Annotated in this window: 32 protein-coding genes; 2 read left to right on the forward strand and 30 right to left on the reverse strand. The window is 68.4% G+C overall.

All coding sequences use genetic code 11. From position 1 onward, the window contains the following. The first annotated feature begins 12 nt into the window (after nt 1-12). Entirely contained in the window at nt 13-567 is a 555-nt protein-coding gene (locus HQM25_RS13700) for a cell wall protein (RefSeq protein ID WP_172990744.1), read from the forward strand. Nucleotides 568-639: 72 nt separating this feature from the next. On the opposite strand, the gene HQM25_RS13705 is transcribed toward HQM25_RS13700, so the two are convergent. Continuing rightward, the gene (locus HQM25_RS13705) at nt 640-1,383 is read right to left on the reverse strand and encodes an endonuclease/exonuclease/phosphatase family protein (protein ID WP_172990745.1); all 744 of its coding nucleotides are present in this window, start codon (nt 1,381-1,383) and stop codon (nt 640-642) included. A 99-nt stretch (nt 1,384-1,482) separates the two neighbouring features. Between HQM25_RS13705 and HQM25_RS13710 the strand changes: the two genes are divergently transcribed. Continuing rightward, nucleotides 1,483-1,878: a hypothetical protein gene (locus HQM25_RS13710; RefSeq protein ID WP_172990746.1), complete on the forward strand. Its 396-nt coding sequence runs from the start codon at nt 1,483-1,485 to the stop codon at nt 1,876-1,878. 16 nt (nt 1,879-1,894) lie between these two features. Here the strand turns inward: HQM25_RS13710 and truA are convergent, their stop codons facing one another. From truA to rplB, 29 genes are all read right to left on the reverse strand, one after another. Then, nucleotides 1,895-2,764, reverse strand: a complete 870-nt coding sequence (gene truA, locus HQM25_RS13715; protein WP_172990747.1) for a tRNA pseudouridine(38-40) synthase TruA — start codon at nt 2,762-2,764, stop codon at nt 1,895-1,897. Between the two features lie 59 nt (nt 2,765-2,823). Beyond that, on the reverse strand, nt 2,824-3,888 hold the full coding sequence (locus tag HQM25_RS13720; RefSeq protein WP_254359351.1) for a GNAT family N-acetyltransferase: 1,065 nt from the start codon (nt 3,886-3,888) through the stop codon (nt 2,824-2,826). A 273-nt stretch (nt 3,889-4,161) separates the two neighbouring features. Next, nucleotides 4,162-4,704: a 50S ribosomal protein L17 gene (gene rplQ / locus HQM25_RS13725; RefSeq protein ID WP_172990748.1), complete on the reverse strand. Its 543-nt coding sequence runs from the start codon at nt 4,702-4,704 to the stop codon at nt 4,162-4,164. Nucleotides 4,705-4,747: 43 nt separating this feature from the next. Continuing rightward, nucleotides 4,748-5,737 (reverse strand): DNA-directed RNA polymerase subunit alpha, encoded by a 990-nt coding sequence (locus tag HQM25_RS13730; protein ID WP_172990749.1) that lies wholly within the window; start codon nt 5,735-5,737, stop codon nt 4,748-4,750. Nucleotides 5,738-5,908: 171 nt separating this feature from the next. After that, nucleotides 5,909-6,307 (reverse strand): 30S ribosomal protein S11, encoded by a 399-nt coding sequence (rpsK, locus tag HQM25_RS13735; protein ID WP_167038520.1) that lies wholly within the window; start codon nt 6,305-6,307, stop codon nt 5,909-5,911. Between the two features lie 33 nt (nt 6,308-6,340). Beyond that, nucleotides 6,341-6,715, reverse strand: coding sequence for a 30S ribosomal protein S13 (gene rpsM / locus HQM25_RS13740; RefSeq protein WP_172990750.1), 375 nt, complete (start codon nt 6,713-6,715; stop codon nt 6,341-6,343). A gap of 166 nt (nt 6,716-6,881) precedes the next feature. After that, nucleotides 6,882-6,998, reverse strand: a complete 117-nt coding sequence (gene rpmJ, locus HQM25_RS13745) for a 50S ribosomal protein L36 (protein WP_005050492.1) — start codon at nt 6,996-6,998, stop codon at nt 6,882-6,884. 63 nt (nt 6,999-7,061) lie between these two features. Then, nucleotides 7,062-7,283, reverse strand: a complete 222-nt coding sequence (infA, locus tag HQM25_RS13750) for a translation initiation factor IF-1 (RefSeq protein WP_013583992.1) — start codon at nt 7,281-7,283, stop codon at nt 7,062-7,064. A 168-nt stretch (nt 7,284-7,451) separates the two neighbouring features. Continuing rightward, a complete protein-coding gene (locus tag HQM25_RS13755) occupies nt 7,452-8,471 on the reverse strand; it encodes a hypothetical protein (RefSeq protein ID WP_172990751.1) in 1,020 nt (339 codons plus the stop codon). A 319-nt stretch (nt 8,472-8,790) separates the two neighbouring features. Continuing rightward, entirely contained in the window at nt 8,791-9,474 is a 684-nt protein-coding gene (locus HQM25_RS13760) for a DsbA family protein (RefSeq protein ID WP_172990752.1), read from the reverse strand. A 58-nt stretch (nt 9,475-9,532) separates the two neighbouring features. Next, complete coding sequence (map, locus tag HQM25_RS13765; RefSeq protein WP_172990753.1) at nt 9,533-10,375, reverse strand: type I methionyl aminopeptidase; 843 nt, start codon at nt 10,373-10,375, stop codon at nt 9,533-9,535. Between the two features lie 8 nt (nt 10,376-10,383). Next, nucleotides 10,384-10,995 (reverse strand): adenylate kinase, encoded by a 612-nt coding sequence (locus tag HQM25_RS13770; RefSeq protein WP_172990754.1) that lies wholly within the window; start codon nt 10,993-10,995, stop codon nt 10,384-10,386. Then, complete coding sequence (gene secY / locus HQM25_RS13775; RefSeq protein ID WP_172990755.1) at nt 10,992-12,314, reverse strand: preprotein translocase subunit SecY; 1,323 nt, start codon at nt 12,312-12,314, stop codon at nt 10,992-10,994. Before secY ends, HQM25_RS13770 begins: the two co-directional genes overlap by 4 nt. 99 nt (nt 12,315-12,413) lie before the next feature. After that, the gene (rplO, locus tag HQM25_RS13780) at nt 12,414-12,980 is read right to left on the reverse strand and encodes a 50S ribosomal protein L15 (protein ID WP_172990756.1); all 567 of its coding nucleotides are present in this window, start codon (nt 12,978-12,980) and stop codon (nt 12,414-12,416) included. Then, nucleotides 12,980-13,165: a 50S ribosomal protein L30 gene (rpmD, locus tag HQM25_RS13785; RefSeq protein ID WP_023954062.1), complete on the reverse strand. Its 186-nt coding sequence runs from the start codon at nt 13,163-13,165 to the stop codon at nt 12,980-12,982. The genes rplO and rpmD overlap by 1 nt, the downstream gene beginning before the upstream one ends. Then, complete coding sequence (gene rpsE, locus HQM25_RS13790) at nt 13,165-13,845, reverse strand: 30S ribosomal protein S5 (protein WP_172990757.1); 681 nt, start codon at nt 13,843-13,845, stop codon at nt 13,165-13,167. Before rpsE ends, rpmD begins: the two co-directional genes overlap by 1 nt. Then, nucleotides 13,842-14,201, reverse strand: coding sequence for a 50S ribosomal protein L18 (rplR, locus tag HQM25_RS13795; protein ID WP_172990758.1), 360 nt, complete (start codon nt 14,199-14,201; stop codon nt 13,842-13,844). The genes rpsE and rplR overlap by 4 nt, the downstream gene beginning before the upstream one ends. A 2-nt stretch (nt 14,202-14,203) precedes the next feature. Further along, complete coding sequence (rplF, locus tag HQM25_RS13800) at nt 14,204-14,740, reverse strand: 50S ribosomal protein L6 (protein ID WP_172990759.1); 537 nt, start codon at nt 14,738-14,740, stop codon at nt 14,204-14,206. 6 nt (nt 14,741-14,746) lie between these two features. Continuing rightward, on the reverse strand, nt 14,747-15,145 hold the full coding sequence (gene rpsH / locus HQM25_RS13805) for a 30S ribosomal protein S8 (protein ID WP_172990760.1): 399 nt from the start codon (nt 15,143-15,145) through the stop codon (nt 14,747-14,749). 95 nt (nt 15,146-15,240) lie between these two features. Beyond that, nucleotides 15,241-15,828 carry a 50S ribosomal protein L5 gene (gene rplE / locus HQM25_RS13810; protein ID WP_172990761.1) on the reverse strand — a complete coding sequence of 196 codons (588 nt, stop codon included), beginning with the start codon at nt 15,826-15,828 and terminating at the stop codon, nt 15,241-15,243. Nucleotides 15,829-15,830: 2 nt separating this feature from the next. Further along, nucleotides 15,831-16,190 carry a 50S ribosomal protein L24 gene (rplX, locus tag HQM25_RS13815; RefSeq protein ID WP_172990762.1) on the reverse strand — a complete coding sequence of 120 codons (360 nt, stop codon included), beginning with the start codon at nt 16,188-16,190 and terminating at the stop codon, nt 15,831-15,833. A gap of 5 nt (nt 16,191-16,195) precedes the next feature. Continuing rightward, a complete protein-coding gene (rplN, locus tag HQM25_RS13820) occupies nt 16,196-16,564 on the reverse strand; it encodes a 50S ribosomal protein L14 (RefSeq protein WP_172990763.1) in 369 nt (122 codons plus the stop codon). Next, complete coding sequence (gene rpsQ / locus HQM25_RS13825; protein WP_172990764.1) at nt 16,561-16,899, reverse strand: 30S ribosomal protein S17; 339 nt, start codon at nt 16,897-16,899, stop codon at nt 16,561-16,563. Before rpsQ ends, rplN begins: the two co-directional genes overlap by 4 nt. After that, entirely contained in the window at nt 16,899-17,213 is a 315-nt protein-coding gene (rpmC, locus tag HQM25_RS13830; RefSeq protein ID WP_172990765.1) for a 50S ribosomal protein L29, read from the reverse strand. Before rpmC ends, rpsQ begins: the two co-directional genes overlap by 1 nt. Next, nucleotides 17,213-17,632, reverse strand: coding sequence for a 50S ribosomal protein L16 (rplP, locus tag HQM25_RS13835; protein ID WP_018171451.1), 420 nt, complete (start codon nt 17,630-17,632; stop codon nt 17,213-17,215). The genes rpmC and rplP overlap by 1 nt, the downstream gene beginning before the upstream one ends. Further along, entirely contained in the window at nt 17,632-18,399 is a 768-nt protein-coding gene (gene rpsC / locus HQM25_RS13840; protein ID WP_172990766.1) for a 30S ribosomal protein S3, read from the reverse strand. Before rpsC ends, rplP begins: the two co-directional genes overlap by 1 nt. Further along, nucleotides 18,399-18,797 (reverse strand): 50S ribosomal protein L22, encoded by a 399-nt coding sequence (gene rplV, locus HQM25_RS13845; RefSeq protein WP_172990767.1) that lies wholly within the window; start codon nt 18,795-18,797, stop codon nt 18,399-18,401. Before rplV ends, rpsC begins: the two co-directional genes overlap by 1 nt. Nucleotides 18,798-18,822: 25 nt before the next feature. Next, nucleotides 18,823-19,104 carry a 30S ribosomal protein S19 gene (gene rpsS, locus HQM25_RS13850; RefSeq protein WP_168912871.1) on the reverse strand — a complete coding sequence of 94 codons (282 nt, stop codon included), beginning with the start codon at nt 19,102-19,104 and terminating at the stop codon, nt 18,823-18,825. Between the two features lie 13 nt (nt 19,105-19,117). Then, nucleotides 19,118-19,957, reverse strand: coding sequence for a 50S ribosomal protein L2 (rplB, locus tag HQM25_RS13855; RefSeq protein ID WP_172990768.1), 840 nt, complete (start codon nt 19,955-19,957; stop codon nt 19,118-19,120). Nucleotides 19,958-19,964: the final 7 nt, after the last annotated feature.

Genomic DNA, 19,964 nt, shown 5'->3' on the forward strand with positions numbered 1-19,964 from the left:
ATTCGTCCCGAGATGACTCTGCACCGCCTGATCCGCACCGCCGCCCCTGCCATCGCCGGGGCGGTCGTCGTCTGCGCGGCGGTGGCCCTCCCCGCGGCGGCGCACGCCTCGAACATCTACCCGCCCACGGGCTCGTGCCAGGTCTCCTCGGCCACGGTCGCGCCCGGCGGCACGGTCGACTTCCTCTGCCGGGCGGGAACGTTCTCCGCCGATGAGGCGGTCACGGTCACCGTCCGCGGCGACGGCGGCGCCGACGCCCGGATCGGCATGGTGCGCTTCGCGATCAGCACGGCGAGCGCCACGGTCACGTCGACCCCCGCCGGGGCGCTGGCGGAGGTCGCGATCACCCTGCCCTCGACCGCGAGCGGCACCTACAACATCGCCGCCGTCTCGGCGTCGTCCGCCGGCGGCACCGCCGCGGTGTCCATCGAGGCGGCCGACGGCTCGCTCCCGGTGACCGGCCTCGACAGCGCGACCACTCTCGGGCTGTGGATCGGCGGCGGGGCACTCGTGCTCACCGGCGCCGCGCTGGCGGTCGCCGCGACGCTGCGTCGCAGCGCGCGCTGACCAGCGGCCAGCACTGACCCGTAACGCGCGCTGACCCGCGCCCGCAGCCAGCGCGCGACCCTGCCGCACCGCCTACGGCGTCGCGATCTCCTCGTACTCGATGTCGGCGTCCAGGTCGACCGATTCCGACGGCGCTGTGCGCTTCACCGGTGACGGGTGCGCCTCGACGAGGATCGGCAGGTGGTCGCTCAGCCCCTGCGGCAGCGTGCGCACCCGGTCGATCTCGAACCCGATCGAGGTCGCGAAGTCGTAGTGCCCCTTGAAGAAGCGATACCGCGTGTAGGTGCGCGCGTCGCTGAGGTTCAGCTCGTAGCCCTGCTCGCGCACCTTCTGCCCGAGGGCCTCCTTGAACACGGGGTAGTTGTAGTCCCCGACCATCAGCGCCGGCAGACCCGGACCGAGCTGCTGCAGCTCGGTGAGCGCGGTGCGGATCTGGTGGCGGCGCAGCGAGTTGAGGGCGGTCAAGGGCGCCGCGTGGAACGAGGCGACGATGACGTCGCGGTTCAGATCGATGTCGTGCAGCCGCACGCCCAGCAGTCGCTCCTCAGCGGGCTTGAGCACATGGTCGTGCAGCGACTTCTTCAGCGCCAGGGCGCGCACCTCGACCGGGCGCAGCGTGTTCTCGCGGAAGTAGACCGCGAGGCCCAACCTGTTGCGCTGCGTGGACTCGGCCAGATGCAGGCCGCCGAGCTGCTCCGGCAGATCCTTCGTGTCCGCTTCCTGCAGGCACAGCACGTCGACCGCATGCCGGTCGACCAGATGTGCAAGCTCGCTCGCGGCCCGATGTTTGCGGAGGTTGTACGAAATCACCCTCATGACCCCTCCACCATAGGGCGGATCGATGTCGAGCGGATGTCGTTCCGGCGAACCTCATCACACTCATAGCCCTTGCCCATCCGACCTTCAGGAGAACCGATGACCATCTCGCACGACATCCCGCGTCCCACGTCCTCTGCGCGCACGCGGCGCGTCGAGCGCACCACCGCGATCTTCCCCGCCGTGGCCGTCGCCGTCGAGGAACGGCCCAGGGATGCCGCGCACCGCGCCCTCTCCGACGCGCTGGCCGCCAACGTCGAAGCCCGCAGCGCCGCGCTCGCCGCACTCGCCGCGCGTGAGGGAGACCGGCGCGTCGCCGCCCGTGCGCTCGAGGCCGACATCGCCCCGATGCGCATCGACGAGGCCGAGCGCTCGCGCCGCCGCGCGATGTATGCCGCCGCCGAGCGCGCGGTCGTCGAGGCGCGCGTCGAGCACGACCGGGCTGTCGCGCTCGTCGAGGCGACGCGCCTCGTACTGGCGACGCTCGCCGACTGAGCCGACGCGACCGGCGCTACTCGAGGTCGCGACGCGCGCGGGTCTGATCGGCGCGCGCGGCCAGCAGGTCGTCGGCCGGGTACCCCACCTCGGTGAGGGTCAATCCGCGGGCGGCCAGCACCTTCACCTCGGGCACGCGCGTCCGCCCGTCGCGGATGACGGCCACGTCGTCCACGCCGAGCCGCCCCTCCCCCACGGCGACGCACGCGCCGACCAGGGCGCGCACCATGCTGTGGCAGAAGGCGTCGGCCTTCACGTTCGCCACGAGCACGCCCTCGGCGTCCCTGCGCCAGTCGAACTCGAGGAGCGTACGGATCGTCGTGGCCTCCTCGCGCGGCTTGCAGTACGCGGCGAAGTCGTGCAGTCCGATGAGGCTGCGGGCCGCGGCATCCATCGCCCGCGCATCGAGATCGGCGCGCACTGTCGTCGTCCTCAGCCGCTCGAGCGGGTCGTAGCCGCTGGTGCCGTCGGCGATGCGGTACGCGTAGCGCCGCCACACCGCGGAGAAGCGGGCGTCGAAGCCCGCAGGCGCCGCGCTCGTGCGCGAGACGGCGACGTCGGCGTACGCACCCAGCACGCCGGTCACGCGTCGTGCGAGACGGGCCACCGCCGCCTCGACGACCTCAGGACCGGTGGATGCCTCCCCCGGCCGCCCGCGCACGACGAGCAGCCGCGCGGTCTGGGCGTCATCGAGGTCGAGGTGGGCGACCTGATCGGCCGCGTGGACGCCGGCATCGGTGCGGCCGGCCACGACCAGGCGCGGATCGCCCCCGAGCACCCGCGCGAGCGACTCCTCGAGAACGCCCTGCACAGTGCGCAGCCCGGGCTGGCGCGCCCACCCGCGGAAGTGCGTGCCGTCGTAGGCGATGTCGAGCCGGATCCGCACCCGCTCAGCCTATCCGGCGCGGACTCCCCGACGCGGCCCGCTCAGAACCCGCGACCCGCTCAGAACTCGCGGGTGAGGGCGCGCGAGCGTTCCGTGGCGACGAAGCCGAGCCGCTCGTAGAGCGTGTTCGCGCCCGTCGGGCTCTCGGTGTCGACATCGAGCACGGCCTTCTCCAGGCCGGCGTCGGTCATCGCCTGCAGCGTGCGCGCGACGACCCGCGGAGCCAGCCCGCGCCCCCGCTGATCGCGCACGACGCCGATGAGATCGATGTACGAGTTCGAGGCGCCGAGCGTCTCCCAGTCGTCTTCGTTGACCGATGCGAGGCAGAAGGCGACGATGCGGCCCTCGGGATCGAGCGCGAGCGTGGACAGATCGCTCCGGAAGAAGGTGCCGCCGACAAACTGCCCCCAGCGCTCCGGGGTCGTCTGCAGGCTCCCCCAGTGATCACGGAAGGCGTCGTTGCGCGCCTGCCGGGCATCCTCCGCCCGGTCGGAGGTGTAGGAGACGAAGGCGATGCCGTCGACGGGGGCGAGGTCGGGGACGGGAATGGCGTTGTCGCGCACCATCGACGCGAACCAGCGCACCGTGCGCAGCCCGAGCGCCTCGGCGATCGCGACGGCGCCGTCGTTGCCCTCGTCGGCGTAGACGACGATCTCGCCGGGCAGTGCGGACTCCGACTCGGCGAGCCGTTGCAGCCCTCGCCCGAACTGCCAGCGCGCGAGAGCCGCGCCGATGCCGCGCCGTCGCCATTGCGGGTGCACCGCACCCTGCAGGTACACCTTCACCCGGGCCGACATGTCGGGATGCCGCAGCACGAGCCCCGCCGCGACCATCGTGCCGTTCTCGGCGATCGCGACGATGAGGTCGCGGTCGGGATCGAGCTCGGGCAGGTCGAAGTGCTCCTCGACCTCCTCACGGGGTGTGGTCCAGGTCGGATGATCGACGCGGTCGGCCGCGGCGAACAGGGCGTGCAGCGCATCGATGTCGTCGCGGGTGCCTGCCCGCCACCGCGCGATATCGGGATGCCGCGGCACGCGGGGTCCGGAGATCTCCAGCCCCGCGGCGGTCAGGCGCTCCCCCAGCGTCGCGGCCCCGGACTCGATGGTCGTGGTTTCACTACTCACCCGCTCAGCCTAGTTCCGGCCGCAGACCGCCGCCCCGCGGCGCGGCCGCCCCCAGGCATCCACTCGGCCCCCACCGCGCCGCTGTCGCAAACGGCGCCCTGCGTGGCAGATCGTGACAGCGGAGCAGCGGAGGCCGGGCGCGACGGCGCAGGACACAGAGGTCCATCGCGGGAATGCGAGAGCCCCGCAGTCCCTCGAAAGGGACTGCGGGGCTCGGGTGCGAGGGTGGTCGCGATCAGCGCGACCTGCCGGGCTGCGACGCCCGGCGTCCGATCACTCGGACTTCTCCTCGACGGCCTCTTCGGCAGCAGCCTCGGCGGCGGCGCCCTCCTCGGGCGACTCGGCGCCGGCCTCGGCGGCCTCGGTCTCCTCGACCTCGGCGGGAGCCTCCTCGACCGGAGCCTCCTCGACCGGAGCAGCGGCGGCGGCCGACTTCTTCGCCGACGGCTTCTTCGTGACGGGCTCGAGGACGAGCTCGATCACGGCCATCGGAGCGTTGTCGCCCTTGCGGTTGCCGACCTTGGTGATGCGGGTGTAGCCGCCCTCACGGTCCGCGACCAGCGGCGCGATCTCGGTGAACAGGACGTGCACGACTTCCTTGTCACCGATGACCGACAGCACGCGACGACGAGCGTGCAGGTCACCGCGCTTGGCGAAGGTGATCAGGCGCTCGGCGAGCGGACGGAGGCGCTTGGCCTTGGTCTCGGTCGTCTTGATCGACTTGTGGGTGAACAGCGCAGCGGCGAGGTTCGCAAGCAGCAGGCGCTCGTGTGCGGGGCCGCCTCCGAGGCGGGGACCCTTCGTGGGCTTCGGCATTTCTCAGTTACTCCAGTGGGGAAGGTCGGTCGGGTGACCCGGCTCAGACGGTCTCGTCGTCGTAGCCGGCGTAGAAGTGGGCACCGTCGAACCCGGGAACCGAGTCCTTCAGCGACAGTCCGAGCGAGACGAGCTTGTCGCGCACCTCGTCGACCGACTTCTGACCGAAGTTGCGGATGTTCATGAGCTGCGTCTCCGACAGGGCGACGAGCTCCGACACGGTGTTGATGCCCTCACGCTTGAGGCAGTTGTACGAGCGCACCGACAGATCGAGATCCTCGATCGGCATGGAGAGCTCGTTCGAGAGGACCTGCTCGACCGGCGCGGGGCCGATCTCGATGCCCTCGGCCTCGACGTTCAGCTCGCGGGCGAGGCCGAACAGCTCGGTGAGGGTGCGGCCGGCCGATGCGACGGCGTCGCGCGGGGCGATCGAGGGCTTGCTCTCGACGTCCAGCACGAGCTTGTCGAAGTCGGTGCGCTCCCCGGCACGGGTGGCGTCGACGCGGTAGCTGACCTTGAACACCGGCGAGTAGATCGAGTCGATCGGAATCTGACCGGCCTCGGCGTACTCGTTGCGGTTCTGGTTCGCCGACACGTAGCCGCGACCGCGCTCGATGGTGAGCTCGAGCTCGAACTTGGCGGTGTCGTTGAGGGTCGCGATGACCAGCTCGGGGTTGTGCACCTCGACGCCGGCGGGGGCGGAGATGTCGGCGGCCGTGACCTCGCCGGCACCCGTCTTGCGCAGGTACGCGGTGATGGGCTCGTCACGCTCGCTCGAGACGACCAGCTGCTTGATGTTGAGGATGATCTCGGTGACATCCTCCTTCACACCCGGGATGGTGCTGAACTCGTGGAGGACGCCGTCGATGCGGATGCTGGTGACAGCAGCGCCGGGGATCGAAGAAAGGAGGCTGCGACGCAGCGCGTTGCCGATCGTGTAGCCGAAGCCGGGCTCCAGCGGCTCGATGACGAAGCGGCTGCGGAACTCCCCGATCTTCTCCTCGGTCAGAGTGGGACGCTGTGCAATGAGCACTGTGTGTTCCTTTCGATCACGTGCCCGCTATATGACACGTGCGGTGGGTGAGGTGTTGAGTTTTACTCGGGGGATGCCGTCACTCGGCGTGAGCGCCGGGGTGCGGCATCCGCAAGCGTGCCTGCGGCCGGACCCGTGGCCAGAGATGACCACCGGATCCGGCCGGGGAAATCAGACGCGGCGGCGCTTCGGGGGACGGCAGCCGTTGTGTGCCTGCGGCGTGACGTCCTGAATCGAACCCACCTCGAGGCCGGCGGCCTGCAGCGAGCGGATCGCGGTCTCGCGGCCCGAACCCGGACCCTTCACGAAGACGTCCACCTTCTTGACGCCGTGCTCCTGCGCCTGGCGGGCAGCCGACTCGGCGGCCATACCAGCGGCGTAGGGGGTCGACTTGCGCGAGCCCTTGAAGCCCACGCCACCGGACGAGGCCCAGCTGATGACGGCGCCCGAGGGGTCGGTGATCGAGACGATCGTGTTGTTGAACGTCGACTTGATGTGGGCCTGGCCCAGCGCGATGTTCTTCTTCTCCTTGCGGCGCGGCTTGCGCGCAGCGGACTTGGCCTGTGCCATGTTCTTGTTCTCCTAAACCTGCGGCGGCCGCGCTTAGCGCGCCTTCTTCTTGCCGGCGACGGTGCGCTTCGGTCCCTTGCGGGTACGAGCGTTGGTCTTGGTGCGCTGACCGCGCACGGGGAGGCCGCGGCGGTGGCGCAGGCCCTCGTACGAACCGACCTCGACCTTGCGGCGGATGTCGGCGGCCACCTCACGGCGGAGGTCACCCTCGACCTTGTAGTTGGCCTCGATGGTGTCGCGGAGTGCGACGAGCTGGTCGTCGGTGAGGTCCTTGACGCGGATGTTCTCATCGATCTCGGTCGAGGCGAGGATCTCGATCGAACGGGTACGGCCGATGCCGTAGATGTAGGTAAGGGCGATCACCACGCGCTTATCGCGCGGGATGTCGACGCCGGCGAGACGTGCCATGCGGCTCTCCTAGGAGTGACGTGGAGGTGTGGAGCAGGATCGGTGCCCGGGCCTCCGCCCGAGGTGTCCCCCTCGCGGGTTCTGATCCTGCCTGTTGTATTCGTATTGAGTTGTGTGTTCCGGATGCCGCGACGTGCGGCATCCGGCAAGCCTGGATCCGACGGGATCAGCCCTGGCGCTGCTTGTGACGCGGGTTCGACTTGCAGATCACCATGACGCGGCCGTGGCGGCGGATGACCTTGCAGTGGTCGCAGATGGGCTTGACGGAGGGGTTGACCTTCATGATTCTTCTCTTCGCTGTCTTCGCCGGGCACGCCGAAGCGTGGGGCGTTACTTCTCGACCGGCCTAGCGGTAGCGGTAGACGATGCGCCCGCGGGTGAGGTCGTAGGGCGAGAGCTCCACGACGACACGGTCCTCGGGGATGATGCGGATGTAGTTCTGTCGCATCTTGCCCGAGATCGTTGCGAGCACCTTGTGTCCGTTGGTGAGCTCAACGCGGAACATCGCGTTGGGCAGCGCCTCCGACACTGTGCCTTCGATCTCGATGACACCGTCTTTCTTCGCCATAGCCTCGCTTACGCTTGAGCAGACCGGTCGATCTGCGGTGAATGGGATTCGGCACGCCGCCCGCTCGAACACGCCGAAACAGGCGCAACGCACCAAAGATCAAGCATACGCTCTACGGGATGCATCGGCAACTCGACGGCATTCCCCGCGGCGTGTCCCCGGGCGACGTCACAGGGTCCTCCCCGCGAAGGTCGGCGGTGCCGTGACCGCTGCCGCCCGAGGATGGATGCCGAAGGCGGAAAGCTTGCGCCGGAACCTCTCCCGCGTGCCGATGTGCGGACTTCCCCAGCGCACCATCCGCCACCCGGTGCGGCCGCGGATGTCGTCTTCACGGTGCTTCTCCTCGAAGACCACCGCCGCCGGAGTCGATCCGCGCAGCATCCCCTCGTCGGTGTACTTGCCCTCGCCGTCGAACTCGCCCCACGTCTCGACGTCGTCGAGGCCGAAATCCACCTCGTAGTACCCCGTGTCGTGTGGGATGCGCACCTGCACGCGGGGCGCCGCGAACCCGAGCTGGTGCAGATAGAGCCGGCTGACACTCTCGCCCGGGAGCTGCGCGCGTCCATCGGCGAATGCGAGCACCCACCGCGCCTGGACACTACCGCGCGCACCACGGGTCAGCGCGGAGCACGCGGCCACGTCGGCGCGGAAGCACGCGTCGGCCTCGGCGTCATAGGGGTGATCGCCGCCCAGCCATGCGACCTTCCGCAGGGCGGCATCCGCCAGCGCCACCGCGGCCTCGAGCGGAAGATGCCCGATCACGTCGGCGACGGTGCGCGCGAGCGACGTCACCTCGAGACCGGCGATCACCATCCTGTCGCCCTCGACACTGGCCCGGTGGCGGGCGACGTCGTCCGACGCGCGCGTGGATCCGCTGGCGCGCGGACCCGTGAGGTGCACGCGCTTGGCCTCGTACCGGTACAGCGGCAGACCGTGCACCACGGCTGCGGACGTGTGCGAGAGCACGAGGTCGCCATCGCGCATGGCACGCGCGACCGCGATCGCGCGTGCCGCATGACGGCCCTCGGTGAACTGCGCCTTCCACGTCGCCCGATCGATGAACGCCCCGCGGTGCAGCCGGATGAACTCCCCCTTGGCCACCCCGACGTTCAACGCGGCTGGAGTGACGCCGCGCATGCCCCATGCGGCCGACGTCAGCACGCTCGCCGCCAGTCGGTGAAGGTCCATCCCCTCACCCTGACGTCCCGCCGCGCACCGGGAGGTCACGGGCACTCTCTTGTGAAGAGGCCCAGGCAGCGGTCTCCCTGGGGAGGACACGACGACCGTCGACCCCGGTGTCACCGAATCCACACTCTTCGAGCCGAATCCACATCCCCGCGCGGCGCGGAATGTGGACTCGTCACGTGAAGTGTGGACTCACCCCAGGCGCGGTGCCCGGGTGTGTGGATTCACGAGGCCGTGTGTGGATTCACGAGGCCGTGTGTGGATTCACGAGGCCGTGTGTGGATTCACGACACGGCGCGACGGCGCGCGGCCGCCCGAGGCCCTACTGGAAGAGCGTCGCGAGCTGGTCGGATGCCGGCAGGTCGGTGTTGTCGATGGCTTCGCCGTTGATCGCGATCGTGGGGGTCGCGATGCCCGCCTGGCTCGGCTGGATCGGCGTCTGCTCGGTCATGTCGGCCACGAACTTGCTGTAGGTGCCGTCGTTGACGCAGGCGTCGATGCCCGACACGCCCACGCTTCCGGCGATCTCGAGGATCTGCGCGTCGGTGAGACCGGTCGAGCTCTCCGCCGGCTGGTTCGCGAACATCGCCTGCATGAACGGCACCGATGCGTCGGCATCGGCGACCGCGACGCAGTACATCGCGTTGGCCGAGCGCGTGGAGTACTCGGTGCCCTGGGAGAGGTGGTCGAGGATCGCGATCGGGTGGATGCCGAGGGTGATGGTGCCGTCATCGACGAGCGCCTGGATCGGCTCTCCGTACACCTGCTCGAACTGGTTGCAGATCGGGCACATGAAGTCGATGTAGGTGTCCATCGTCTGGTCGCCGTCGCCGACGAGGATGGCACCGGTCGTGGCGTCGATGTTCGACGCCTGCGGCGGCTCGCCCGGAGCATCCGAGGAGTTGTTCAGCGACACGACCAGCACGGCGACGAGCACCAGGGCGACCACGACGGCCACGCTCACCCAGATCGCGAACCAGTTCGTCTTGCGTCCCTGTGCTGCCATGACTCTTCCTTCTGGTCCGGGATGCGGCGGCATCCCCCTTCACTTCCCGGTGATCGCGTCAGGCGATCGGCTGCGGCGTCACGCCGAACCGTGCCAGCTCGGCCGCGCCGCCGTCGGGCGCGGTGAGCACCCAGATCCCGCCTTCGTGCACGGCCACGCTGTGCTCCCAGTGGGAGCCCATCGAGCCGTCACGGGTCGAGACGGTCCAGTCGTCGTCCTCCACGAACGTCGCCTGATCGCCGATGACGACCATCGGCTCGATCGCGACCGCGAGACCCGGCCGGATGTCCGCTCCCCTCTCGGGGGTGCGGTAGTTGAAGATCGAGGGAGACTCGTGCATGCGGCGGCCGATGCCGTGTCCCACATAGTCACGCAGGATCCCGTAGCCGCCCGCGGGGGCGTTCTCCTCGATGTAGTCCTCGATCGCCGCGCCGACCTCACCGAGATGGGATGCCGTCGACAGCGCAGCGATGCCCGCCCACAGCGAGCCGCGGGTGACCTCCGACAGTCGCTCGCGCTCGGCGATCACCTCGGGCCGCGACGCGTCGGGGATGACCACGGTGAACGCGGAGTCGCCGTTCCAGCCCTTGAACTCGGCGCCGGCGTCGATCGAGACGATGTCGCCGGGCTCGAGCACCCGGTCACCCGGGATGCCGTGCACGACCTGCTCGTTCACCGACGCGCAGATCGTGTGGCGGTAGCCGCGCACCATCTGGAAGTTCGACTTCGCGCCGCGCGAGGTGATGACCGCCGACGCTGCGGCATCCAGCTCCGCCGTCGTGACCCCGGGGGCGATCAGCGCGCGCACGGCCTCGAGGGCCGCCGCGGTGATGAGGCCCGGCTCCACCATCGCCCGCAGCTGCGCGGGCGACTTGTAGATCGAACGGCGAAGACCGACCACGACGCCGCTCAGACCGCCGCAGCGCGCACGAGACCGCGCGCATTGAGCGCGGTCAGGATGCGTGCTTCGATCTCGTCGAGCGAACCGACACCGTCGACCTCCGCGACGATCCCGCGGGCACGGTAGACGTCGAGGATCGGCGCCGTCTCACGCTCGTAGATGGCGAGACGGTTCGCGATGACCTCTTCGGTGTCATCGGTGCGCCCCTGCTCCTTCGCGCGCAGCGCGATGCGCGAGATGCTCTCGTCGCGAGGGACGCTCAGTTCGATGACGGCGTCGAGCGACTCCTCGCGGCCCTCGAGGTACTCGTCGAGGTGGGCGACCTGCGCGATGTTGCGCGGGTACCCGTCGAGGAGGAAGCCCCCGGCCGCGTCATCCTGCGCGAGGCGATCGCGCACGACCGCGCTCGTCAGCTCGTCCGACACCAGGTCTCCGGCCTCGATGATCGCCTTGACCTGGTTGCCCAGGTCGCTGCCGGCGGCCACCGCGGCGCGGAACACGTCGCCGGTGGAGATCGCCGGGATGCCGTAGGCCTCAGCGATGCGCACGCCCTGCGTGCCCTTGCCGGAGCCCTGCGGTCCCACGATCAGAAGTCGAACGCCGTGCTGTTCTGCCGTCATCGGAGGAGCCCTTCGTAATGGCGCTGCTGCAGCTGCGCGTCGATCTGCTTCACGGTCTCAAGACCCACACCCACGATGATGAGGATGGATGCGCCGCCGAACGGGAAGTTCTGGTTGGCACCCACCGTCGCCAGCGCGATGAGCGGGATGAGGGCGATGAGGCCGAGGTAGATCGAGCCCGGCAGCGTGATGCGCGTCAGCACGTAGTCGAGATACTCGGCCGTGGGGCGACCCGCGCGGATGCCGGGGATGAAGCCGCCGTACTTCTTCATGTTGTCGGCCACGTCGACGGGGTTGAACGTGATCGCGACGTAGAAGTACGTGAAGCCGACGATGAGCAGGAAGTACAGCGCCATGTACAGCGGGTGGTCGCCCGTGACGAGGTAGATCTGGATCCACGCCACCCACGCAGGCACGGCCTCGCCGGCCTGCGGCTGGTTGAACTGCGCGATGAGGGCGGGGATGTACAGCAGCGAGGAGGCGAAGATGACGGGCACGACACCGGCCATGTTCACCTTGATCGGGATGTACGTGTTGGTGCCGCCATACGTGCGGCGGCCGACCATGCGCTTCGCGTACTGGACCGGGATGCGCCGCTGCGACTGCTCGACGAAGACGACCAGCGCGACGACGACGATGCCGACGGCGAGCACGAGGAGGAAGACCTCGAAGCCGCGCGACTGGGCGATCGCCCACATCGAGGCCGGGAAGGCCGCAGCGATCGACGTGAAGATCAGCAGCGACATGCCGTTGCCGATGCCGCGCTCGGTGATGAGCTCGGCGAACCACATGATGAGGCCGGTGCCGGCGGTCATCGTGATGATCATGAGGAGCTGCGCCCACCACACATCGTTGGTGAGGAGCTGCTCGCACTCGGGAACGCCGGTGATCCCGAAGAGCTGGCCGCTGCGGGCCACCGTCACCAGCGTCGTCGACTGCAGCAGTGCGAGCGCGATGGTCAGGTAACGGGTGTACTGCGTCAGCTTGGCCTGGCCCGCCTGGCCCTCCTTGTAGAGGGTCTCGAAGTGCGGGATGACGACGCGCAGCAGCTGCACGATGATCGTCGCGGTGATGTACGGCATGACACCGAGCGCGAAGATCGACAGCTGCAGCAGTGCGCCGCCGGAGAAGAGGTTGACCAGCGACAGCAGACCCTCGGTGCCGGCCGACTGCCGAAGGCAGGACTGCACGTTGGGGAAGTCGACGAAGGGCGCGGGCACATGGGCACCGAGCCGGTAGATGGCGATGATCGCCAGGGTGAATGCGATCTTCCGGCGGAGGTCGGGGGTACGGAAGACCCGCGCGATGGCGCTGAACAAGGGGATGCCTCCAAGGGATACCGGCGCGCTCGGGGGCACGCCGTCATCCAGGGTAACCCAACGGGGGCCGGAGAAAACTCCGGCCCCCGTGGACTGTGATTACTTGACGGTGCCGCCGGCGGCGACGATCTTCTGCTCTGCCGAGCCGGAGACCTTGTCGACCGCGACGTTGAGCTTCACCGAGATGTCGCCGGTGCCGAGCACCTTGACCTTCTCGTTCTTGCGCACCGCACCCTTGGCGACGAGGTCGCCCACGGTGACGTCGCCACCGCTCGGGTACAGCTCCGCGAGCTTGTCCAGGTTCACGACCTGGTACTCGACGCGGAACGGGTTCTTGAAGCCGCGGAGCTTCGGGGTGCGCATGTGCAGCGGCATCTGCCCACCCTCGAAGCCGACCTTGACCTGGTAGCGGGCCTTCGTGCCCTTGGTGCCACGGCCGGCGGTCTTGCCCTTGGAGCCCTCACCGCGACCCACGCGGGTCTTGGCGGTGTTGGCGCCGGGGACCGGACGCAGGTGGTGCACCTTCAGCACGCCGGGGCGCGCAGCCGCGACATCCTTCTTCTCGGCGGCCTTGGGGGCAGCCTTCTTCGCGGGAGCCTTCTTCGCCGGAGCCTTCTTGGGGGCCTCGGCCTCGACGGCCTCGTTCTTCTCGGCCTTGTCAGCCATCAGTCGATCTCCTCAACCTTCACGAGGTGCGCGACGGTCTTGACGTAGCCGCGCGTCTGCGCGTCGTCGGGGCGGACGACCGAGTCGCCGATCCGCTTGAGACCCAGCGAACGCAGCGTGTCGCGCTGGTTCTGCTTCTCGCTCACCTTGGACTTGACCTGGGTCACCTTCAGGCGCGCAGCCATCAGACACCTGCCTTCGCAGCAGCCGCGGCCTCGGCCTCGGCACGGACGAGACGGGCGGGGGCGACCTGGTCGAACTCGAGGCCACGGCGCGCGGCGACCGCACGCGGCTCCTCGAGCTGCTTCAGGGCCTCCACCGTCGCGTGGACGATGTTGATCGTGTTCGACGAGCCCAGCGACTTCGACAGCACGTCGTGGATGCCGGCGCACTCGAGCACGGCACGCACCGGGCCACCGGCGATGACACCGGTACCGGCAGCGGCCGGACGAAGCAGCACGACACCAGCGGCGGCCTCACCCTGCACGGGGTGCGGGATGCTGGAACCGACGCGCGGCACGCGGAAGAAGTTGCGCTTGGCCTCTTCGACGCCCTTCGAGATGGCCAGGGGCACCTCGCGGGCCTTGCCGTAGCCGACGCCCACGACACCGTTGCCGTCGCCGACGACGACGAGCGCGGTGAAGCTGAAGCGACGACCACCCTTGACGACCTTCGACACACGGTTGATGGTGACGACGCGCTCGAGGAACTGGCTCTCGTTGCGGTCGCGGCCACCGCGGTCGTTGCGCGGGTTGCGCTCGCGACCGCCGCGACGGGCCTCGCGGGGCTCGCGCTCGGTGGCGGCCTCGGCCGGAGCCTCGGCAGCAGCCTGCTCGGTCACGATGTTCTCCTTGTTCTCGCTCACAGGTTCAGACCCCCTTCGCGGGCGCCGTCGGCGATCGCCGCGACCCGTCCCGCGTAGCGGTTGCCGCCGCGGTCGAAGACCACGTCGGTGACACCGGCAGCCTTGGCACGCTCGGCGAGGAGCTCGCCGACCTTGCGGGCCTTGGCCGTCTTGTCGGCGTCAGAGGCGCGGAGATCGGTCTCGAGGGTCGACGCCGATGCCAGCGTGTAGCCCTTGCTGTCGTCGACGATCTGCACGAAGACGTGACGCGACGAGCGGGTGACGACCAGGCGCGGACGGTCGGGGGTGCCGACGACCTTCTTGCGAAGGCGGGCGTGGCGACGCGCGCGCGCGTCGGACTTCGACTTCACAGCCATGCTTACTTACCAGCCTTTCCGGCCTTGCGCCGAACGACCTCGCCGGCGTAGCGCACACCCTTGCCCTTGTACGGCTCGGGCTTGCGGATCTTGCGGATGTTCGCAGCCGCCTCGCCGACGGCCTGCTTGTCGATGCCGCTCACGGTGAGCTTGTTGTTGCCCTCCACCGTCAGCGTGATGCCGGCGGGCGGCTCGACGAGCACCGGGTGCGAGAAGCCGAGGGCGAACTCGACGGCCGTGCCCTTCTGGGCGACACGGTAACCCGTGCCGACGACCTCGAGGCCCTTGGTGTAGCCCTGGGTGACACCGATGATGTTGTTGTTGATCAGGGTGCGGGTCAGGCCGTGGAGCGAACGCGACTCGCGCTCGTCGTCGGGACGGGTCACGACGACCTGGCCCTCTTCGACCTTGACCTCGAGCGGGCGCGCGACGGTGAGCAGCAGCTCGCCCTTCGGGCCCTTGACGGCGACATCCTGGCCTTCGACCGAAACGGTCACACCGGCGGGGATGTCGATCGGGAGACGTCCAATACGCGACATGTCAGATCACCACACGTAGGCGAGGACTTCCCCACCCACGCCCTTCTGCTCGGCCTGGCGGTCGGTGAGAAGACCGGAGGAGGTGGACAGGATGGCGACGCCCAGGCCACCGAGGACCTTGGGGAGCTCGGTCGACTTCGCGTACACGCGCAGACCGGGCTTCGAGACGCGCTTGATGCCGGCGATCGACCGCTCGCGGTTCGGGCCGTACTTGAGCGTCATGGTGAGGGTCTGGCCGACGCGGGCGTCGGTGATCTCCCACGCCGCGATGTAGCCCTCCTGCTTGAGGATCTCGGCGATGTGCGACTTCAGCTTCGAGCTCGGCAGCGACACGGTGTCGTGGTGCGCGGAGTTCGCGTTGCGCAGACGGGTCAGCATGTCTGCGACCGGGTCTGTCATTGTCATTTCGTGTTTCCTTCGTTCACCAGGTTTCGTACGCCGTTACACGACGGCCGACCTGTGGTGGGTGTGGGCCCGGATGACCCGGGCCCACAGGTAGGTCAGGACTGAGCGTCCTCGCTGCGGAACGGGAAGCCCAGGTGGCGCAGGAGCGCGCGACCCTCGGCATCCGTCGACGCCGACGTCACCACGGTGATGTCGAAGCCGCGCACGCGGTCGATCTTGTCCTGGTCGATCTCGTGGAACACGGACTGCTCCTGGAGACCGAACGTGTAGTTGCCGTGGCCGTCGAACTGCTTGCCCGAGAGGCCGCGGAAGTCGCGGATTCGGGGCAGCGCGAGGTTCACGAGGCGGTCCAGGAACTCCCAGGCGCGGTCACCGCGAAGGGTGACGTGCGCGCCGATGGCCTGGCCCTCGCGCAGCTTGAACTGCGCGATCGACTTGCGAGCCTTGGTCACGAGCGGCTTCTGGCCGGTGATCTTGGTGAGGTCGTCGATGGCGCCCTCGATCACCTTGCTGTCGCGAGCAGCCTCGCCGACACCCGTGTTCACCACGACCTTGACGAGACCGGGGATCTGCATGACGTTCTCGTAGCCGAACTCGTCCTGCAGAGCCTTCTTGATCTCGCCGTTGTACTTCTGCTTGAGGCGGGGCTGGATCTTGCCAGCCTCCACGGCAGTGGTGCTCATATTCAGAGGTCCTTGCCTGACTTCTTCGCGTAGCGCACGCGAACGTTGCGCTTCACGCCGTCCTTCGTCTGCTCCTCGACGCGGTGGCCGACGCGGGTCGGCTTCTTGGTCGAGGGGTCGACGAGCTGGACGTTGGAAATGTGGATCGGGGCTTCCATCGTCTCGATGCCGCCCGTCTTGGTGCCGCGCTGCGACTGGCCGACGCGGTTGTGCTTGGTGACGTAGTTCACGCCCTCGACGATGACGCGGTTCTGCTCGGCGAGGACCTCGAGGACCTTGCCCTGCTTGCCGCGGTCGCCGCCGCGCTCGGGCTTGGCGCCCGAGATGACCTGAACCAGGTCGCCCTTCTTGATCTTGGCCATGAGGGTCAGATCACCTCCGGAGCGAGCGAGACGATCTTCATGAACTTCTTGTCACGAAGCTCACGGCCGACCGGTCCGAAGATGCGGGTGCCGCGGGGCTCCCCGTCGTTCTTCAGGATGACGGCGGCGTTCTCGTCGAACTTGATGTAGGAACCGTCGGGACGACGGGTCTGCTTGACGGTGCGGACGATGACCGCCTTGACGACGTCGCCCTTCTTGACGTTGCCGCCGGGGATCGCGTCCTTGACGGTGGCCACGATGGTGTCGCCGAGACCGGCGTAGCGGCGCTGCGACCCACCCAGAACACGGATGGTGAGCAGCTCCTTGGCACCGGTGTTGTCGGCGACCTTGAGGCGGGACTCCTGCTGAATCACTTGGCCTTCTCCAGAATCTCCACCAGACGCCAGCGCTTGGTGGCGCTCAGCGGGCGGGTCTCATTGATGAGGACGAGGTCGCCGATGCCGGCGGTGTTGCCCTCGTCGTGCGCCTTGACCTTCGACGTGCGACGGATGACCTTGCCGTAGAGGGGGTGCTTCACGCGGTCCTCAACCTCGACGACGATCGTCTTGTCCATCTTGTCGCTGACGACATAGCCGCGGCGGGCCTTGCGGTAACCGCGGGCGTCGGCGTCACGCACGTCGTTCTCGGCGTGCTCGTGGCCTGCGACGACCTCGGTCGCCTCGGCAGCAGCCTTCTTCGTGGTGGCCATCACTCAGCCTCTTCCTTCGCGGCCTCGGAGGCGTCGTCCGCCTTCTTGGCCTTGGTCTTCTTCGCCTTCGTCGCGGTCTCGACGGGAGCGGGCGTGGCACGGATGCCGAGCTCGCGCTCGCGGATCACGGTGTAGAGCCGCGCGATGTCGCGCTTGACCGCACGGATGCGGCCGTGGCTCTCGAGCTGGCCGGTGGCCGACTGGAAGCGCAGGTTGAACAGCTCTTCCTTGGCCTTGCGCAGCTCTTCGACCAGACGCTGGTCTTCGAACGTGTCGAGCTCGCTGGGAGCGAGCGTCTTGGTGCCGATCGCCATTACGCGTCGCCCTCCTCGCGCTTGATGATGCGTGCCTTGAGAGGCAGCTTGTGAATGGCACGGGTCAGGGCCTCACGAGCGAGTTCCTCGTTGACGCCGGCGACCTCGAAGAGGACGCGACCCGGCTTGACGTTTGCGACCCACCACTCCGGCGAACCCTTACCGGAACCCATGCGGGTCTCAGCGGGCTTCTTGGTGAGCGGACGGTCGGGGTAGATGTTGATCCACACCTTGCCACCACGCTTGATGTGACGGGTCATCGCGATACGAGCGGACTCGATCTGACGGTTGGTCACGTAAGCGGGGGTGAGGGCCTGGATGCCGAACTCGCCGAACGACACCTTGGTGCCGCCGGTGGCCTGGCCCGAGCGACCCGGGTGGTGCTGCTTGCGGTACTTGACCTTGCGGGGAATAAGCATTACGCCGACGCTCCTTCTGCCACGGGGGCCTCGTTGCGACGCTCGCCACGGTCGCCGCGCGGGCCACGACGGTCGTCACGACGACGGTCGGACTTCGGCGCGTTGGCCTGCTCGCGCGCGAGCTCCTTGTTGGTGAGGTCGCCCTTGTAGATCCAGACCTTCACGCCGATGCGGCCGAAGGTGGTCTTCGCCTCGTAGAAGCCGTAGTCGATGTTCGCGCGCAGCGTGTGCAGCGGCACACGACCCTCGCGGTAGAACTCCGAGCGGCTCATCTCGGCGCCGCCGAGGCGGCCGGAGACCTGGATGCGGATGCCCTTGGCGCCGGCGCGCTGAGCGCCCTGCAGACCCTTGCGCATCGCGCGACGGAACGCCACGCGAGCAGAAAGCTGCTCGGCGATGCCCTGCGCGACCAGCTGAGCGTCGGCCTCGGGGTTCTTGACCTCGAGGATGTTCAGCTGGATCTGCTTGCCGGTGAGCTTCTCGAGGTCGGCGCGGATGCGCTCGGCCTCGGCGCCGCGGCGGCCGATCACGATGCCCGGGCGGGCGGTGTGGATGTCGACGCGGACGCGGTCACGCGTGCGCTCGATCTCGATCCCGCTCACGCCGGCGCGGTCCAGCTGCGTCTGCAGGAGCTTGCGGATCTTGATGTCCTCGGCCACGTAGTCGGCGTAACGCTGGCCCGGCTTCGTCGAGTCCGAGAACCACCGCGACACGTGGTCCGTGGTGATGCCGAGGCGGAAGCCGTAGGGGTTTACCTTCTGTCCCATTACTTGCTCGCCTTCTTGGTCTTGGCAGCCGGTGCCGTCTCAGCGACCTCGGGGGTCGACAGCACGACCGTGATGTGGCTCGTGCGCTTCTTGATCTGGAAAGCGCGGCCCTGAGCGCGGGGCTGGAAACGCTTGAGCGTCGTGCCCTCGTCGACGTACGCGTTCTTCACGTACAGGTCGGACTCGTTCAGGAACTCGTTGTCCTTGTCGGCCTTCACGCGAGCGTTCGCGATCGCCGAAGCGACGAGCTTGTAGATCGGCTCGCTCGCACCCTGCGGTGCGAACTTGAGGATGGCCAGGGCCTCCTCAGCCTGCTTGCCCTTGATGAGCGCAACGACACGACGAGCCTTCTGAGGGGTCACGCGGATGTGTCGCACGCGTGCGATGGACTCCACCATTTCTCTCTCCTCTTGCGTCCCCGCGTCAGCGGCGACGGCCCTTCTTGTCGTCCTTCACGTGGCCGCGGAAGGTGCGGGTGGGCGCGAATTCGCCCAGCTTGTGGCCGACCATGGTCTCGGTCACGAACACGGGGATGTGCTTGCGACCGTCGTGCACGGCGATGGTGTGACCCAGCATGGCGGGGACGATCATCGAACGGCGCGACCAGGTCTTGATGACGTTCTTGGTGCCGGCTTCGTTCTGCACGACCACCTTGCGAAGCAGGTGCTCGTCGACGAAGGGGCCCTTCTTAAGGCTGCGAGGCATCTTCCTCTAACTCCTACTTGCGCTTCTTGCCGGCGGTGCGACGGCGGACGATGTACTTGTCGCTTTCCTTGTTGGCGTGACGGGTACGACCCTCAGCCTGGCCCCAAGGAGTGACGGGGTGACGTCCACCGGAGGTCTTGCCCTCACCACCACCGTGCGGGTGGTCGACCGGGTTCATGGCGACACCACGCACGGTCGGGCGGACGCCCTTCCAGCGCTTGCGGCCGGCCTTGCCCCAGTTGATGTTCGACTGCTCGGCGTTGCCGACCTCGCCGATCGTCGCGCGGCAGCGCGCGTCGACGTTGCGGATCTCGCCCGAGGGCAGACGCAGCTGCGCGTACGGGCCGTCCTTCGCCACGAGGCGAACCGACACACCGGCCGAGCGGGCCAGCTTCGCGCCGCCGCCGGGGCGGAGCTCGATCGCGTGGATCACGGTACCGGTGGGGATGTTCTTCAGCGGCAGGTTGTTGCCGGGCTTGATGTCAGCCGACGGGCCCGACTCGACGATGTCACCCTGCGACAGCTTGTTCGGGGCGAGGATGTAGCGCTTCTCGCCGTCGAAGTAGTGCAGCAGCGCGATGCGCGCGGTGCGGTTGGGGTCGTACTCGATGTGAGCGACCTTGGCGTTCACGCCGTCCTTGTCGTTGCGACGGAAGTCGATGACGCGGTACTGACGCTTGTGGCCACCACCGATGTGGCGGGTGGTGATGCGGCCCTGGTTGTTGCGGCCACCGGTCTTGCTCAGCGGGCGGAGGAGCGACTTCTCCGGCGTCGATCGGGTGATCTCGGCGAAGTCGGCCACCGACGAGCCGCGGCGACCCGGGGTCGTGGGCTTGTACTTGCGAATAGCCATATCTCTA

The organism is Microbacterium hominis, assembly GCF_013282805.1.
Classification (GTDB): Bacteria; Actinomycetota; Actinomycetes; order Actinomycetales; family Microbacteriaceae; genus Microbacterium; species Microbacterium hominis_B.